This is a genomic window from Pacificoceanicola niger (assembly GCF_048553275.1).
Classification (GTDB): Bacteria; Pseudomonadota; Alphaproteobacteria; order Rhodobacterales; family Rhodobacteraceae; genus Pacificoceanicola.
The window spans coordinates 124,932-141,538 of record NZ_JBLZMW010000015.1 but is presented as its reverse complement, the minus strand read 5'-3'; the positions used below and the strand labels follow the sequence as shown (position 1 = coordinate 141,538).

The following is a 16,607-nucleotide window of genomic DNA, read 5'->3' as shown; positions in this document are numbered from 1 at the left end:
CGCGGGATGGAGCAGCCCGGTAGCTCGTCAGGCTCATAACCTGAAGGTCGTAGGTTCAAATCCTACTCCCGCAACCAAATCTACAGAACAGGCCGCACCCAACCGGGTAGCGGCCTTTTTGATCTCCGCAAAGCTCAAAAATCCAAACATATCGTAATCCGCTCCGGGAGGCGTTTTTGCATTGTGCGAAACAATACCCATACCTTTCCTTCTGTCACGAACAGGCAAAGCGTCGCGACAGAAGACAGTCGAAGAAGCAATCTTGGACCAGATTCCGGGCGCCACGTTCCGGACCGGATCGAAACGCCGTAACATGCTCCAGATGCGCCTTTCGCAACGGCGGCCAAGTGTTTCCTCCAGATCACCAATCGCCTGGTCATTCGGACGTGAGGGCGAGCGGACGATTCACGCCCGTCATACAACTCTTGATCGACCAACCGTGTTTGACCCATATTGACGATGGCCAGTGCAAACGTCTGTTTGAAGACCTCAACAAAAAGACGCTGGTGGGACAGGCGGTCAGGCCACGATGTGCGGATGGCGCGTTCAAACGACCCAAAGGAATTTTCAATGAGACACTTTATTACGGTGAGCATGATATCCGCCTTGGCGGTTTGGGTGGAAGCATCCTGTGCTGAAGCGCAGGCGCTGTCGGGAAGCGATCTGACCCTTTCGGGCAGAATCACGCAGAACGGGGCATCAAGCAACTTTTTCGACAGCGGTATGTCTTCGTTCAATGGGAGCGCGTGTTTCGGCAACAGCTGCACGAACAGCGAATCGAACGGGCTCGGCAATCCGCCATTGAAACTGAAGTGGACGACCGCGGCGATCATTTTTGAGGACACGAGCACGTCGTCTTTTGCAGACCGGGATTGGCGGATCGGCGCGGAGGGAGCCGCTGGGTCCGAAAAGTTCGTGATTGTCGACGAAGGGACGGATTGGACTGACGATGCGGAGGTCACACCGTTCACCATCGAAGGGGGGGCCCCGAGTGCTGCGTTCTGGCTCAAAGATACGGGCCGGGTCGGATTTGGCACATCTCTTCCGCAGAACAGTTTGCACTTTGTGGGATCCGACAGCCCCGGGATCATGCTTGAGCAAGCGGGTGGACTCGGAAACCAGCGCTGGGAAGTGATCGGGAACGAAACCAGTCTTTTCGTTCGGGACTCCGATTCTGATACGATTCCTTTCATAATTGATGACAGAGCGCCGGATGACGCGTTGGTCGTGGAAGATACCGGCGACATAGGCGTTGGCACTGGCAATCCCACCGTGCCGTTTCACGTCGTGCGCAGCGATGGCACAGCGCAAATAACCGTACAGAACTCGGCAGGCAGCCCCGCGGGTGTTCGCGAGATGTTCAGTATGGTGAACAACGGCGGCTCCTATTTCACATTGGCCAACACCGCTGCCATGTCCGAGTGGTATTTCGTACACGAAAACAATTCTCCCAACCGCTTTTTGATTAACCATTCCGACGGAGGCGTGCAAATGGCCCTATCGCGGACTGGCGATATGACGATCCTTGGAAACCTTTTTACTGCGGGGTCCTGTTCGGCAGGCTGTGACCGGGTCTTTGACGCGGATTACCCTCTGCCCAGCATTCCCGAGCAAGCCGCCATGATGCGAGAATACAAACACCTTCCCAATGTTGGTCCAACGCCGGAGAACGGCCCCTTCAATCTTACCGCAATGACAGGCGGGATGCTGAATGAGCTTGAGAAGGCACATCTCTATATTGCTGATTTGCATGACGAAAGTGCGGGTCTGCGGGCTGAGCTGGCCGAGGAGCGCGCGCGCAATGCGGAGCAGGATGCGCGCCTGGCCCGGCTTGAGGCTCTTTTGGATGCCGTTGTGCGGGCTGCTGACTGAAGCGGCTGATCCGGATTATGCAGATAAAGCCCAGGGTTGAAGCGCCTTGGCGCAGGTCGTCTGTAGACCGGCGGCAACAGCGGCCGGATGACGGGCGCGCTCTCTGGACTCCGCACAGGTTATGGGCCATGCAAGATGCATGACGCAGCGGCCATCAGGCCTTAAGAACGGGACCGAAGACCATGGCAGACGGAACATTCGCAGTATTGATGCTCATTCTTGGTCTGACGGACATGAGCCGCAATTATTGTGGCACCGAGGTTGGCTGTTTGGGGCGGACCGAGACCACCCCGCATTTCGCGATTTCCGCTGGTAGTGTTCTGGAACGCCGCGCGGGCGAAGCTTCGGAGGTCTATCTTCGCTACGATCTCGGTCACAAGCGCGGTCCTTTTGGACATGCCGTCGGTCTGTCGGTGGGGGAGCATGGCGAAACCTGGTTTGGTTTTGGCCAGACCTACAAGATTCAGCCGCAGGGCAGCCCGCTCTACGCCGAACTCCACGCCATGCCGGGCCTCTATTTTGATAACGGTGGGTTTGACCTCGGCGGTCCGATCGAATTCCGCTCGGGTCTTGAACTTGGCTATGAGAACCGGAAGGGCTGGCGGTTTGGGTTGAGCTATGACCACCGCTCGAACGCCGGGATTTACGACAACAACCCCGGCATCGAGACGGTCCAGTTTCGCGTCAGCGTCCCGACGCGCTAAACGCGATCGTCGGTTCGCGTTGCGACCCATGGCCCGGATCCCTCCGAGCGCGGCTCGATCCGGGCCATAAACATTAACGAATTATTAGTTTTTTGTGGATTTTGAACGCGGCGGCGGGCAATAGTTCTGAATAAAGGTCATCATCGTTAGCGTTTTTCAGGTGCGCGTTTGGTTTGTCTTGAATGACCGTATCAAGCCGAGGCAGGAGCAGACCGATGGCAAACAGAAAAAGTAAAATCATGGTTGTCGGTGTCGGACTTGCGGCGGCAGTGCTGGCCCTGCCTGCGTCGGCCCTGGTCACCGCGCCTGCCGAGGCCTCGATTTCTCCCAAGGCAAGCTTTTCTTCTTCTGTGTTCGATATAAAGGTCGAATTCGAAGGTGGTCTGACAACGAGCCAGAAAGCGGTCTTTTCCGCCGCGGAATTTTTCTGGGAGACCATGATCACCGGCTATCAAATCGCGTTCACGGCTGATGGCACCAATCTTTACACCGGCCCGACCATCAAAGCCAAAGGCGCGGCAGGTGACGGGATCGGGGGCGTTCTGGCGTCTGCCGGACCAAACACTGCCTACAACGTGTCGGACGGAACGCTGTCGTATGCTTATGTCAACACCGGTACGATGACTTTCGACACGAACGACCTTCCCGGCATGGAAGCCAGCGGGACGTTTCTGGACGTGATCGTGCATGAAATGGGGCATGTTCTTGGGTTTGGTACGCTGTGGAACACCAACAGTCTCGCCGGCTTTTCGGGAACGCAGAGCGTCTATACCAATGGATCGGGGCAATACACCGGGGCCTATGGCCTGGCCGCGTATAATGCGGAATTCGGATTGTCCGCCACGTCGGTCCCGGTTGAGCTGGACTATGGTCCGGGAACGGCAAACGGACATTGGGACGAGGCCAATTTCGTCGGTGGTTCGCGAGATATCATGACAGGAATCATCAACAGCGTGTCCGGGACAAAGGCGGATGCCCCCTTCGCGGCGTCGACGCTGTCCGCTACCACAATCGCGAGCTTTGCTGACCTTGGTTATACCACCACCATAACGCATGGCATCGCGCCGGTGCCGCTTCCGGCTGGCATGCTGCTGAGCCTGACGGCGCTGGCCGGTCTGGCGGGTGTTTCGCGGCGCAAGACACGGGCCGCTTGAGCGCCCTTTACACATTTGTCCTGAAAGCCGCATTGGGTTTTGCCCCCGTTGCGGCTTTTGCCTCTGGTGATTGCAACTTGCCACCGGCTGAACCGGTCACGGACGTGCTTGGCCTGACTGTCGCCTATGGAGAGAGCGCAGGAGACCGCCGATTGCTGCGCATCCTGTCCAATGGTCAGATCTTTGTGCCGCTCTATGATGCCATGCTTGAAACGCAGATATCGCGCGAGGCGCTTCAGGCACTGATCGACTGGATGGTGCAAGAGCAAGGGTTCCTCTCTCTGTCATGGACGACGATCAAGGCAGACCTTCGGCGGCCGCCGCCCGGCGCAAACGGGGCGTTGCCGATCCCGCCCCATGAAGATGGGCTTGGCAGTTTCATAACTCTGACTGTCCCCGATTGCAGTCACAGCGTGGTGGTGCGCGACAGCGCAATGATCAGCACCGGACGCCCGGATGTCGAGGCACTCCAACGATTCCGTGCGATTGAATTGCGGCTCCTTGAGATCGTGACACGGCTGCAAACCCGCTGACGCTTGACAGCCCGGCGCCCCTGCGGCACCTCTTGGGCGAGGAAGATGCCATGAAAATCTGTGCGCTGACGATGGTTTACCGCGACTACTGGGCGCTGTCCCGGTGGTACACACATCATGCGGCGCAGCTTGGCGCCGAAAACCTGTTCGTCGTCGCGCACGGGGCAGATCCCGAGATCGCAAAGCGTTGCCCCGGCGCTTCGGTCATCACCATTCCGCGCGACGGCTTTGCCTTTTTCGACCGCAGCCGCGCGGCGCTGCTCAACGGGTTTCATGCCGGCCTTTGCGAAAGCTTTGATTGGGTGATCCGCACTGATGCCGATGAGCTGATCTGCTTCGACCCGGATCGTTACGCGTCGCTGACGGAGGCTATTGCCGCCAATGCTGATGCCCCGGTGCTCACCGCGCTTGGGTTCGATGTGGTCGAGGTTGAGGGTGCGGCGCCACTGACCGATGCGCCCGTGCTCTCCGAGCGTCGCAACATTGCCTTTTCCGGCCATTATTCCAAAGCGATAGCGGCGCGGCGCCCGATGGATTTCCTGTTGCACGGCGTGCGCGTGGCCCCGCGGCGGCTTGAGACCTTTCCCTTTGTCATGCCGCGCGGGCTGTACCTTGCACATCTCAAATACGCCAATTCATCGGTGCTGGACGCGGGAAACGCGGTGCGCATGGCCGTCGGCGGTGCCGAAGAGCCGGGAGTGCCGGGCTCCGGCTGGAAAGAGGCGGCCGCCGATGCGCGGTCCTTCCACGATACCTTTTCCGCCAAGAAATTCCTGCCGTGGGATGAGGCGGAAGCGGGCGCATACGCCACGCTTTCGGTCAAGCCGGCACGCTTGGAAAAGGGGTGTATCGTCAAGACACGCGCCCTGAAACTGCCGTACCGCACGGAATTGCCGCCGCGTTTCGGCGCGCAGGGCTGAGGCTCTACGGCAAGAGCGGCTCGCCCCACGATTTCCTTGTTACCGACTTCCCGGCCGGTTTGCAGTCTGATCATGGCGCGGGCGTTTGCGCAAAAGGGGCGCGCGGCCTCTTCACAAGAAATCCTGGCACAGATGCGCTGTTCGCCGGCCCCTGATCGGGTTCGCGGCGAGGTTGCCGGTGCGGATGCCCTGGCTGATCAAAGGGATCAGCCAGGGCCATCGTTTCGATCCAATCCCGTCTAATCAGCCTCCAGCAGGGCGCGAAGCCGTTGCCGCGCGCGCGCCAGCCGCGACATGATTGTCCCCTCGGGAACGCCGAAATGCTGCGCCAGCTCGCAGGGCCTGGTCTCTCCCTCCAGAACACGGCGGAGCAGTGCCCGGTCCGCCTCTGGCAAGCTGTCGATGGCTCGCGACACTTCCGTCAGAAGACAAGCCGCTTCCGCATCGGGCACCGACCTCTCCGGCAGATCCTCCAGCGGGACCTGTCGACGCCCCTGCGCATGGCGATGCTGTGAGGCATGGCGCAGGGCCGTCATCATATAGGGCAGGGGCGCATCTACCTGCGCCCCGGCCTCCCGGCGTTCAAGGAAGCGCAAGAGCACCTCCTGCACCAGATCCTCTCCGTTGGCCCCCGTGTGGCCAAGCCGTGCCGCGCGGGCACGCAATCGGGTCAAGGTTTCCTGTTCCATGGCGCGCAGAGTGCGCCGCGAAAAAATCCCCGACCAGACGGGGCCTTTCCGCCTATGCCGCGCCACGGCGCTTTTTGGGCGGGGCGCCGCGCACGCCGGGCGGGTGCATGGGCAATCCACCGCCCGTGTCGCAAGCGCTCGGGACGCAGATGCGCGCTCGGCTCTCATACCCTTTGCACGGGGGCAAAACCCCGCGATGCAAACCATAACCAAGGAGAGAAAACCATGACCCACGCACCGCTCAAGGCCCTTGCCGTGATTGCCCTGTTGCCCGCCGCAATGGCCCAAGCGCAGGATTCCATGTCTCTGGACACCAGCGGCGACGGCCTTGTGTCGATCGAAGAGATGCAGGCCGTGCACAGCGACATCAGCACCGAGCAGTTTCTCGAAATGGACTCCGATGGCGATGGTCTTCTGAACGCGGACGAACTCGCCGCCGCGAGCGAAGCCGGCCTTTTGCCCACATCCGAGGGATAAACCCCTCCTGCCGCCTCCGGAGTGATCCCCGCCGGGGGCGGCGTTTCAATGCGCGATGTAGCGGTCTCGCCGATGGTTGATCGTGATGATCACATTCAGGATCACCGCCCCAAGCAGGGACCAGGCCACCGTCAGCCAATCGAACAGAAAAAGCGCCCCCACGAAGACACATAAATCAAAGGCCAATTGCGTGTTGCCCGCCGCGATTCCGCGTTGATCCTGCAGCCAGAGCGCGACGATCCCGACTCCGCCCAGCGACGCGCCATGCCGGAACAAAGAGAGCAGGCCGACCCCCGCCAGCAATCCAAAGAGACTCGCCCCAAGGATCGGATGCACCGGTTGCACGGTCAAAACCAGCGGCAGGCTTTCCGCAATTGATGACATCAGTGCCACCGCAACAAAGTTCTTGATGGCAAACTGCCAGCCAAGCTGCCGCACGGCGAGCACGTAGAACGGCAGGTTCAGAACGAAAAATACCGCCCCAAACGGCCATCCGGTGGGGTAGGAGACGATCAGGGCAAGGCCGGCGATCTGCCCGGTGATCAACTCGCTGGCGCGCAGAAACTGGATCGACAGGGCGACCAGGGTCGCACCGATCAATATGCCCTGGACGTCTTCCCAGGGGGTATGGCTGTCGGGTTTGGGGCGCGCGAGCAGGATCATGGCGCCAGCATTCCGCCGCAGCGCCGGGCATGGCAAGCGGTTGACGGGATCCTGCCGCGCGCGCACACCGCTTTGCCTGCAAATTCAGCACATCGACAAGGGGGCGGGGCAGGGTGCCCCCGGCGCCCCCAAGGCCTCAGCCGTTCAGCGCCTTGTTCAGATTGGTATCGACCTTTTCGAGAAAGCCCATGGTGGTCAACCAGCTCTGATCTGGTCCGACCAGCAGCGCCAGATCCTTTGTCATGTGCCCCGATTCCACCGTCTCGACCACCACGCGCTCCAGCGTCTCGGCAAAGGCCCGCAGCGCGACGTTTTCATCGAGCTTGGCCCGATGCTTCAGCCCACCGGTCCAGGCATAGATCGACGCGATCGAGTTGGTCGACGTGGCTTCGCCCTTCTGATGCTGGCGATAGTGGCGCGTGACCGTGCCATGGGCGGCTTCGGCCTCCACAATCTTGCCATCGGGGGTCATCAGCTGGCTGGCCATCATACCCAGTGAGCCAAATCCCTGCGCCACGGTGTCGGATTGCACATCGCCGTCGTAGTTCTTGCAGGCCCAGACGAACTTGCCGTTCCACTTCAGCGCGCAGGCCACCATGTCATCAATCAGACGGTGCTCGTACCAGATGCCTGCCTCTTTGAATTTATTAGCAAATTCAGCCTCGTAGATCTCTTCGAACAGATCCTTGAAACGCCCGTCATAGGCCTTGAGGATGGTGTTCTTGGTCGAAAGATAGACCGGCCAGCCGATATTCAGACCGTAGTTCAACGAGGCGCGGGCGAAATCGCGGATCGAGGCATCAAGGTTGTACATGCCCATGAAGACACCGGCATCCGGCGCATCATAAACCTCGCGTTCGATCACCGTGCCATCCTCGCCTTCGAATTTCATCGTCAGCTTACCCTTGCCGGGAAAGGTGAAATCCGTTGCTTTGTACTGATCGCCAAAGGCATGACGCCCCACCACAATCGGGTCGGTCCAGCCGGGCACCAGGCGCGGTACGTTGCGGCAGATGATCGGCTGACGAAACACGACCCCGCCGAGGATGTTCCGGATCGTGCCGTTCGGACTGCGCCACATCTTCTTGAGGCCGAATTCCTCGACCCGCGCTTCGTCCGGTGTGATCGTTGCGCATTTGACCGCAACACCGACCTCTTTGGTTTTTTCCGCGGCGTCGATCGTGATCTGATCTTCCGTCCGATCGCGCTCCTCTATGCCCAGATCGTAATACAGCAGGTCGATGTCCAAATAGGGCTCGATCAGCTTTTTCTTGATAAAATCCCACATGATGCGGGTCATTTCATCACCGTCCATTTCGACTATCGGATTGTCGACCTTGATTTTCGTCATCGCCTGTTCCTCTGGGTGGCTGGCAGTCTGTCGCCGGTCTATCGCATTTCCTGGCAAGTCTCAATTTTGTATGCACCGGTATACCGATGAGCGTCGCTTTTTAAGTAATAGCTCTGAATCCTGAAGCTGAAGCTAACGGTTTCGAAACATCGTCGGTCCTATACAGCCTCGCATGAGACATGTTCGAGAAGATGCATTGGATTTGGCTATGGGGCTGGCCGCGCTGCTTTTGGCGGGGTTCTGGGCCGTTCAGGGCGTCTTTGGACCATTTGTCAGCAGTGCGGGTACGCCCGTTCTGATCATTGCGGCGCCTTGGGGACCCGGGGCCGCGCGTCTGGCTGAACTGGGTGGCGGGCAATTGATCGGGCCAACTCAAGCCCCGTTCGGCGCTCTTGCCACCTTTGAAGACCCGGATCCGAGGGAGCGATTAATGCGCCTTGGCGCCTGGGCGGTGAGGGACGGGCAGCGTCTCGCGGCGTTCTGTGGAGAAGAAAAAACATGAGCAGTCACGAAAATCGTTCGTCCAAGACGAACACTGGCAAAGCGGTCCTTGGCCTTGCCTTCATCATGGTGGTCATCCAGATCCTGTCGGATGCCCTGATCGAGGAGCGGAGTTACCTCGACAGCGTTGCAACGGCGGTACTTGCGGCAATCGCAACCCTCGCTCTGCGGCGTCAATCCCGGTTTTCGCCGGACATCGTGGCGATTTGCCTGATCGGTCAGGTTATCGTCATGACCGCATCTTTCCGTGGCCACGCCTGGCAGATCGACACACATATGGTGTATTTCGTCATGCTGGCCGGGATCTCCACCATGGGCAGCATTCGCGCGATGCTTGTCGGCGCCGGCGTGACTGCGGCCCATCACCTGGGATTGACCGTGTTCATGCCCGCCATGGTTTACCCGTCTGCGGACCTGAGTGAAAACCTGATGCGGACGGCGCTCCACGGCACGCTTGTCGTCTTTGAAACCGGCGTGCTGGCCATCTCGATGCTCCGTGACAACCGCATGGTCACCCAGATCACCAACCAATCGGAATCGCTCGCGGATCAATCGCATCGCGCGGAGATTGCCGAAAGCAAAGCGCGCACCATGATGGCGGAAGCAGAGCAGGCCATTGTGATCCTGCGGGCCAATCTGCACAGACTGTCAGAGCGCAGCCTCGATTGCCGGATCGTCGACGATATTCCCGAAGCGTTCGAAGACCTGCGCTCGGATTTCAATCTTGCGGTCGAACAGCTTGACACCACGTTGGGCAAGGCACTCGACATGGCCCAGAGCTTTGACTGCGAAGCGCGGCTGTTGGCCGACCTGATCAAGAGCCTGGAAATGGACACGCAGTCGCAGGCGACCGGCCTCGGCACTCAATCGGAGCAAGTCGAAAAGCTCAGCGCGCGTCTTGGCGAAGCCGCCGCACATGCCAAGCGGGCGGCGGAACGGGTCGCCACGGCCCGGAACGAGGCGGACCAGGGCGGCGAGATCACCAAACAGGCGGTCGCGGCCATGGAGCGGATCGAGAAAAGCTCGGGCGAGGTCGGCAATATTATGGACCTCATCGACGACATTGCGTTCCAGACGAACTTGCTTGCCCTCAACGCCGGTGTCGAAGCCGCCCGCGCGGGCACCTCTGGCCGTGGATTTGCCGTTGTGGCGGGCGAGGTGCAGGCCCTGTCACAACGGACCGCCGAAGCGGCGCGCGGCGTGAAGGAGCTGATTTCCAGTTCCGAAGAAGAGGTCGCGTCGGGTGCCCGGCTTGTCCATGATGCGGGCAACCGTCTTTCGATGATCGTGCAGCACGTCAATGAAGTGAACACTCTGATCGAAGAGATTCAGGTGGACGCCGACAACCGGGCCGAGGAGATGGCCAGCCTGTCGCAGCAGATGTCAGGCTTGGATTCCGAAGCTCAAAAGATCATTGGCCAAAGCGCGGAAATGGCAAGCTCGGGATTGCGCCTGCGCAGCCATGCGGCGGAACTCTCAGATCTGATGAAAGAGTTCGAGGTTTCCAGCCTGAGCATGGGCCAGCCAAAAGCCAAACAGGTCTGAACACCCAAAAACGAAAGGATATCTGCCGTGTCAAACGGCAGATATCGCGGTTTCAGCCCGGTTCAGACGCCGCATCGCAATCAGCGCTCCAAGGACCTGCAGCAAAATCCCGATTGCCACGGGCAGGGGCGTACCATCGAACATCAAGCTCACCGGAACGGCCAAAAGCACAGCGCCCACTGTCGCAAGGGCGCCGATGACCGATGCGGCGAGGCCCGCGATATGGCCCATCGGCTCCATTGCCAAAGCGTTGAGATTGCCCAAGGTCAGACCCGCTTGAAAGAAGACCCCGGTTTGCCAGACGACAAATCCATAAAACAGCGCATCGCCCGAAACGCCGACCGCAATGAGAACGAGTATCCCGCCAGTCAGCAGCACCTGAACGCTGAGCATGACCGTCACAAGCAGCCGCATCCCGAGCCGCATCACGAGCGCGGCGTTCAGAAAACTCGCGGAACTCGCCGCGATGGCGATACCACCAAACCAAAGCGGAAAACTCTCGGCCCGGCCAAAAAAGCCGTCATAGATAGGCTGAACCGTCGAGATCATCGAAAACAGGATGCCAAAGCAGAAAGCCTGCGCAATGATGGACATGCGCACGATGGGATGGGTCAGCAACTCGGACAGAGCCGCGCGAAGCTTTCCGACCTCAAAATCGGTCCGCCGCTCAACCGGCAGGGTTTCGGGGAGCCGAACCCCGAGCCAACCTGTAACGATCAGGCTGAATACGGCAAAGGCGAGGAACACCGCGTGCCATCCGCCAATCGCAACAAGCTGGCTGCCGATCAATGGCGCAATCGCCGGGACCAGCGTGAACACGATCATCACGAAGGACATGATCTGCGCCATGCCGCGCCCGGCATATAGATCCCGCACAATGGCCAATGCGACAACGCGGGGACCGGCCGCGCCCAGCCCCTGCAGGAATCGTGCCACCAGCAGAAATTCGAGATTATGAGCCCAAAGCGCTGCTGCGGCAGAGGCCATATAGAGCCCCGCTCCCGCAATCAGGACAGGTTTTCGTCCGAACGCGTCGGATAATGGTCCGGTGAACAACGTACCGACGCCCATCCCAAGTACAAACATCGTTACAACCAACTGTGCCCGGTTTGGCGCATCGGGTGAAAACTCCTCGACGAGCTGTGGCAACGCGGGCAACATTGCGTCAATCGCAAATGCGATGGTTGCTATTATCATCGCGATAATCGCGATGAATTCGCCCTTACTCGGGAAATTGGCCATGTCGTCCTCGGGAATTCGTAGAATTGACCGGCAGGTCCCGGCTATGGTGCCCCGTTTACACCCGGCAGACTGAAAAAGGAAAGGTTCGTAAATGCACAAATGGGAGGCCGCTACAGCGCAGATATATCACGGCGCGCAGTGGACCCACGTCTGAACGTTTTCAGGATTTGGCGCGCTGCCCGTTTTGGTGGCCGTCTCGTCTTCGCCCGCTCGCGCGATCAGCCATGCGGTGTGTCCCTCACGTTTGAGCCTGGCACATAATCCGGATTTCTGAATGGCGACGGCAACATCATGAGGTTGACCAGGCCCTTACCTTCAGTGAGGAAATATCTGTCGAGCCGTATTCAGCCCTTGACCCTGCGAACAAAGATGTTCTGCAAGGAACGATCAACAGGTGCGGGCAATTCCGCGTCACGAGCCTGACGCAGTTCATGTCTCCGCTTGGGCCTCACCGGCCAGAAGTTCCTGGATGACTTGGTTCCAAAGCTCTGGCGACTGCGCGCCCGGCACCGCGTGTTGTTGTCCGACGATGAAGGTCGGGACAGAATTCACGCCCATACCGCGGGCGGCCGCATCGCGTTCGACGATTTCGCGGCGATCCTCATCGGTGGCCAAGAGACGAAGCACCAAGGCAGCGTCCATGCCGCAGCTGTCGGCAATATCGGCAAGAACTTCGGCTTCGCCAATGTCGCGGCCATCGACGAAATAAGCGCGGAACAGCGCAGAAACCACGGCCGTCTGCATGCCTTCGACCTCGGCCCAATGGATCAGGCGATGCGCGTCAACGGTCGATGGAGTCGTCTTGATCGCGTCAAGGTTGATCTTCAACCCGGCCTTTTCTGCGTGTTGCGTCACCGGCAAGTAGGCGTCAACTGCACCTTGCTGCCCGCCGAACTTGGTTTCGAGATAACTCCGCCGGTCCATGCCCTCGCTTGGCATATCCGGGTTCAGCATGAACGGCAGCCAGCGCACCCGAAACGGATGCATGGGATTGGCCTCCAGCGCCCTGTCGAGATTGGCCTTGCCGATATAGCACCAAGGGCAAATCGGGTCAGAGAAAATATCAAGCTGGATCATGGGCACCTCTTTCATGACCTCGCTATAGCCAATACCGACAGGAATGGCGAGGGCGTCAGAAGCGGTCTTTCAACCTCTGGCGTTGCAGTTTTCCGTTCGGATTGCGCGGCAAGGCCTCCACATGGATATAGGCGCGGGGCTGTTTGTAGCGGGCGAGACGTTCCGCGGCAGCGGCCTTGAGCGCGTCCTCATCGAGCGGCTCGGGGCTGCAGTAAAACGCGGCGATCACCGTGACGCCCTCCTTGACCTGCACGTCGGTCACCGCGATGTCCTGCACGCCGGGCAGATCGGCCAGGGCCGCCTCGACCTCCAGTGGCGAGACGCGATAGCCACCCGCATTCATCATGTCGTCCGCCCGTCCGAGATAACGGATCTGGCCATCGTCCTCCATCACCCCTTTGTCGCCGCTCAGAAACCAGTCGCCCGCGAACTTGCCTGCGGTTGCTTCCGGCGCGCCCACATAGCCGATCATCAGTCCCGGATCACTGCGATGCACTGCGATCACCCCTTCGGTGCCGATTGGGACGGGGGTGCCGGTCTCGTCAACCAGCGCGATGTGGCGACCGTTTTGCGGCGTGCCCAAGGTGCCGTGCCTGAAAGGGCGGCTTGGCGCCGAAGAGATGAAGGTCGAGCATTCGGACATACCATAGGCTTCGAAAATGGCGCCGCCTGTGGCCGCGCGCCAGGCCTCGCGGACCGTATCGGGCAGCTTCTCGCCCGCGGCCAATCCGTGTCGCAGCTTCGGAAGGGGTGCCATGGGGAACTTCAGGATCTGCCGGTAAACACCCGGGGCGGCTGCGAAAATCGTGGCATCATTGCGTTTGAGCAGGAGGCCGAGCTGTGCCGGATCGGTGCCTGCGGCGGGGATCAACGCGGTTGCTCCCAGGGTCCAGGGGTCCATGAGGCCGGTCCCCAGGGTGAAGGTCCAGTTGAACGCGCCCGCATGCAACAAGCGATCGGTTGAGCGCAAGGCGTACCAGCCGTCGATCATCATCTGCCGGGCCCAGATCGCGCGATGCGCATGGCCAACGGCGCGCGGCGTCCCTGATGTGCCGGAGGTGTAGACAATATAGGCCAGCCGCTCGGGGTCGCCGAGGGCATAGGCAGCGGGCGGCAACCCGTGCCAGGCTTCGTAAATCTGCGGACCAAAGATCGGAACATCGGTCTCGGGACAGGGGACGCCATCGCCGCGCAGGATGGCTTTCGGGGTCAAATGGTCGATGATTTTGGTCACTTCGCGCGCGGTCAGCTGCGAGGAGGTCGGAACGGGCACGATTCCGGCGGCAATTGCGCCGAGATAGGCTATCGGAAAATCAACGGTATTGCCCAGCCGCATCAGAAGGACATCGCCCGGTTTCAGCCCGGCGTCCAAAAGCCCTGTCGCCGTACCACGCACGGCCGCGATCAACCGGGCATAGGACCATCGCTCCGCCCCCGTGGGATGAACAATCGCAAGCGCGATCTTGTCCGGCGTTTCAGCGCCTGCAGCCAGCACATGCGCTGCCAGGTTGAAGGGCTTGGGGCAGGGGGCAAAGTCCCCCTCATGAAAGAGAGATATCATGCCGTCGAGGCTTAGGGCCGCACGCCCGCGCTTGCAAGGGCGCGGACCGCACCCTATAGCACATGGTCATGACGAAAGACCCCAAATCCCTGATCCGGATCGCACGTGACACGGGCCACGAACACGGTGGTGAACCGCTTGACCTCGGTCAACGGGTGCGCGAGCTGCGCAAGGAAAAGGCATGGACGCTGGAACAGGCGGCCCGGCAGGCCGGGCTCGCCCGCTCGACCCTGTCGAAGATCGAAAACGGTCAGATGTCACCGACTTATGACGCGCTGAAAAAGCTGGCCGTGGGTCTGGAGATTTCCGTCCCACAGCTTTTTACGCCGCCACAGCAGGAAAAAGTCAATGGCCGCATGACCGTAACCCGGGACGGCGAGGGGCAAAGCCAGGCCACCGCCACCTATGAACATGAATTGCTGGCCGAGACCCTCACCCGCAAGAAAATGCTGCCCTACCGCGCCCGCGTGCGGGCTCGATCAATGGAAGAATTCGACGGTTGGGTGCGGCACGACGGCGAAGAGTTTCTCTATGTGCTCACCGGCGTAATTCGGCTTTATACCGAATTTTACGAACCGGTCGAAATGAAGCGTGGCGACAGTGCGTATTACGACAGCACCATGGGCCACAACGTCATTTCGGTGAGCGAGGAGGATGCGAATATCCTCTGGGTCACGTCGCTGACCTGACGCCGGGCTTCAGCGGCTGGCGACCTGTGCCACATGCGCGCTCAACCGTTCGAGACCGAGAAAGTCCTGCAACTCCTCATGTGCTTCGAGCATGGTCAGATCATGCCGCTCTGCCAGATGGCGGCTGAGCCGGGTCTGATCGGGGGCAAAATCGGCCACCGCGCTTTCGTCCAGATGGGGAAATCGGCTCCGCAATCGCGCCAGAACGTCAGGCTTCAGCAGTTGGGGCTCGGACTCTACCATTTACGCGTCTCCTTCTCGCATTGGACCATGCTGAGACGGAATCCTGAAAAAAAGATGAAGGCCGCAGCGGGGACCACGGCCTTCTCATTCAGGTTTTCAGAAAATCAGCGTTCCGGCAGCAGCCCCCGCGGCGAGAACCGCAACACCAGCAGCAGGATCACGCCCATGGTCAGCAGCCGCAAGTGTTGGGCGCTGTCCTGCAGATGCGCCTTGATCGCAGAGCCATCGGTCATGCCGGAGGTGATCGTGGCCATCAACCATTGCCCCATCGGCTCCACCTGCACCCAGAGGAACCAGATCAGGAAACCGCCCAGCACGGCGCCGAGGTTGTTGCCCGAGCCGCCAACGATCACCATCACCCAGATCAGGAAGGTATAGCGCAGCGGCTGATAGCTCGACGGGGTCAACTGCCCGTCCAGCGTGGTCATCATGGCCCCCGCAATGCCGCAAATGGCACTGCCGAGGATGAAGACCTGCAAATGGCGGAAGGTCACGTCCTTGCCCATCGCCCGCGCCGAGGTCTCGTTGTCGCGGATCGCCCGCATCATCCGGCCCCAGGGGCTGTTGAGCGCCAACTGCGCCAGCACCAGCAATACGATCAGCACCACCGCAAACAGCAGCGAATAGCCCAACTTTACATAAAGCGTCGACGCCGTCGTCGGATCGAGACCAAAGCCCGCCGCACTCTCCACGAAACCGGGATCGTTCTGCAGATCCACCTCGTAGGGCACGGGGCGGGGCAGGCCGATGACGTTCTTCACGCCGCGCGCCAGCCAGTCCTCGTTTTTCATCACCGCAATGACGATCTCGGCGATGCCCAGCGTCGCAATCGCGAGGTAATCGGACCGCAGCCCCAGCGCCGTCTTCCCGATGATCCAGGCGGCTCCCGCCGCCAGCAGCCCGCCGACCGGCCAGGCCATCAGCACCGGAAGGCCAAGCCCGCCAAGGTTGCCCTGCAGCGCCGGGTTGATCGCCTCGATCGCCTCGACGCCGGGGTCGAGCATCCATCGGAACACGAAAAAGCCGACAAGCAGCACCGCCGCCGTGATCCAGCCATTCCTGACCTTGGTCCAGGTCATCACCGCCGCGACAACCGTGGCCGCCCCCAGGGCCAGCGCCGCCAGGACGCGAACGCCGCCCGCGCTCCACGCCTCGGGCACCGGCGCTGTCGAGGTCAGCACGACACCCAGCCCACCGAGCGCCACAAAGCCCATGACGCCCACGTTGAACAGCCCCGCGATGCCCCACTGCAGGTTCACGCCAAGCGCCATCACCGCGCTCACCAACCCCATGTTCAGGATCAGCAGCGCCGCGTTCCAGCTCTGCACAACGCCGGTTCCGACGATCAGCACCGCCACGAGGGCAAACAGCAAAACCGTCCGCATC

At 60.5% G+C, this 16,607-nt stretch carries 16 protein-coding genes and 1 tRNA gene; 9 read left to right on the top strand and 8 right to left on the bottom strand.

The window, feature by feature from the left end:
- The 6 genes from ACN2XU_RS17980 (at position 1) to ACN2XU_RS17955 (ending at position 5,183) form a co-directional block, all read left to right on the top strand.
- Positions 1 to 77 (top strand) — tRNA-Met (locus tag ACN2XU_RS17980).
- A gap of 493 nt (positions 78 to 570) precedes the next feature.
- Positions 571 to 1,872, top strand: coding sequence for a hypothetical protein (locus ACN2XU_RS17975; protein WP_419411843.1), 1,302 nt, complete (start codon positions 571 to 573; stop codon positions 1,870 to 1,872).
- A 182-nt stretch (positions 1,873 to 2,054) separates the two neighbouring features.
- The gene (locus ACN2XU_RS17970) at positions 2,055 to 2,576 is read left to right on the top strand and encodes an acyloxyacyl hydrolase (RefSeq protein WP_419411842.1); all 522 of its coding nucleotides are present in this window, start codon (positions 2,055 to 2,057) and stop codon (positions 2,574 to 2,576) included.
- A 215-nt stretch (positions 2,577 to 2,791) separates the two neighbouring features.
- Positions 2,792 to 3,730, top strand: coding sequence for a hypothetical protein (locus ACN2XU_RS17965; protein ID WP_419411841.1), 939 nt, complete (start codon positions 2,792 to 2,794; stop codon positions 3,728 to 3,730).
- On the top strand, positions 3,727 to 4,263 hold the full coding sequence (locus ACN2XU_RS17960) for a hypothetical protein (protein ID WP_419411840.1): 537 nt from the start codon (positions 3,727 to 3,729) through the stop codon (positions 4,261 to 4,263). Before ACN2XU_RS17965 ends, ACN2XU_RS17960 begins: the two co-directional genes overlap by 4 nt.
- Positions 4,264 to 4,313: 50 nt before the next feature.
- A complete protein-coding gene (locus ACN2XU_RS17955; protein ID WP_419411839.1) occupies positions 4,314 to 5,183 on the top strand; it encodes a glycosyltransferase family 2 protein in 870 nt (289 codons plus the stop codon).
- A 239-nt stretch (positions 5,184 to 5,422) separates the two neighbouring features.
- Here the strand turns inward: ACN2XU_RS17955 and ACN2XU_RS17950 are convergent, their stop codons facing one another.
- Entirely contained in the window at positions 5,423 to 5,857 is a 435-nt protein-coding gene (locus tag ACN2XU_RS17950; protein ID WP_419411838.1) for an RNA polymerase sigma factor, read from the bottom strand.
- Positions 5,858 to 6,097: 240 nt separating this feature from the next.
- On the opposite strand from ACN2XU_RS17950, the gene ACN2XU_RS17945 reads away from it, so the two are divergent.
- A complete protein-coding gene (locus ACN2XU_RS17945) occupies positions 6,098 to 6,349 on the top strand; it encodes an EF-hand domain-containing protein (protein WP_419411837.1) in 252 nt (83 codons plus the stop codon).
- A 45-nt stretch (positions 6,350 to 6,394) separates the two neighbouring features.
- On the opposite strand, the gene ACN2XU_RS17940 is transcribed toward ACN2XU_RS17945, so the two are convergent.
- On the bottom strand, positions 6,395 to 7,012 hold the full coding sequence (locus tag ACN2XU_RS17940; protein WP_419411836.1) for a YitT family protein: 618 nt from the start codon (positions 7,010 to 7,012) through the stop codon (positions 6,395 to 6,397).
- Between the two features lie 136 nt (positions 7,013 to 7,148).
- On the bottom strand, positions 7,149 to 8,363 hold the full coding sequence (locus tag ACN2XU_RS17935; protein ID WP_419411835.1) for an NADP-dependent isocitrate dehydrogenase: 1,215 nt from the start codon (positions 8,361 to 8,363) through the stop codon (positions 7,149 to 7,151).
- 498 nt (positions 8,364 to 8,861) lie between these two features.
- On the opposite strand from ACN2XU_RS17935, the gene ACN2XU_RS17930 reads away from it, so the two are divergent.
- Positions 8,862 to 10,409 carry a methyl-accepting chemotaxis protein gene (locus tag ACN2XU_RS17930; RefSeq protein ID WP_419411834.1) on the top strand — a complete coding sequence of 516 codons (1,548 nt, stop codon included), beginning with the start codon at positions 8,862 to 8,864 and terminating at the stop codon, positions 10,407 to 10,409.
- A 30-nt stretch (positions 10,410 to 10,439) separates the two neighbouring features.
- Here the strand turns inward: ACN2XU_RS17930 and ACN2XU_RS17925 are convergent, their stop codons facing one another.
- The 3 genes from ACN2XU_RS17925 to ACN2XU_RS17915 all read right to left on the bottom strand — a co-directional run bounded on the left by ACN2XU_RS17925 (position 10,440) and on the right by ACN2XU_RS17915 (position 14,289).
- Positions 10,440 to 11,651, bottom strand: coding sequence for a multidrug effflux MFS transporter (locus tag ACN2XU_RS17925; RefSeq protein WP_419411833.1), 1,212 nt, complete (start codon positions 11,649 to 11,651; stop codon positions 10,440 to 10,442).
- 429 nt (positions 11,652 to 12,080) lie between these two features.
- A complete protein-coding gene (locus tag ACN2XU_RS17920; RefSeq protein WP_419411832.1) occupies positions 12,081 to 12,728 on the bottom strand; it encodes a DsbA family oxidoreductase in 648 nt (215 codons plus the stop codon).
- 55 nt (positions 12,729 to 12,783) lie between these two features.
- Positions 12,784 to 14,289: a class I adenylate-forming enzyme family protein gene (locus tag ACN2XU_RS17915; protein ID WP_419411831.1), complete on the bottom strand. Its 1,506-nt coding sequence runs from the start codon at positions 14,287 to 14,289 to the stop codon at positions 12,784 to 12,786.
- 68 nt (positions 14,290 to 14,357) lie between these two features.
- Here ACN2XU_RS17915 and ACN2XU_RS17910 point away from each other — a divergent pair, with 68 nt between their 5' ends.
- Positions 14,358 to 14,978 (top strand): helix-turn-helix domain-containing protein, encoded by a 621-nt coding sequence (locus ACN2XU_RS17910; RefSeq protein ID WP_419411830.1) that lies wholly within the window; start codon positions 14,358 to 14,360, stop codon positions 14,976 to 14,978.
- 9 nt (positions 14,979 to 14,987) lie between these two features.
- Here the strand turns inward: ACN2XU_RS17910 and ACN2XU_RS17905 are convergent, their stop codons facing one another.
- Positions 14,988 to 15,221, bottom strand: a complete 234-nt coding sequence (locus tag ACN2XU_RS17905; protein ID WP_419411829.1) for a hypothetical protein — start codon at positions 15,219 to 15,221, stop codon at positions 14,988 to 14,990.
- A 104-nt stretch (positions 15,222 to 15,325) separates the two neighbouring features.
- Complete coding sequence (locus tag ACN2XU_RS17900; protein WP_419411828.1) at positions 15,326 to 16,606, bottom strand: branched-chain amino acid ABC transporter permease; 1,281 nt, start codon at positions 16,604 to 16,606, stop codon at positions 15,326 to 15,328.
- Between the last annotated feature and the right edge of the window lies 1 nt (position 16,607).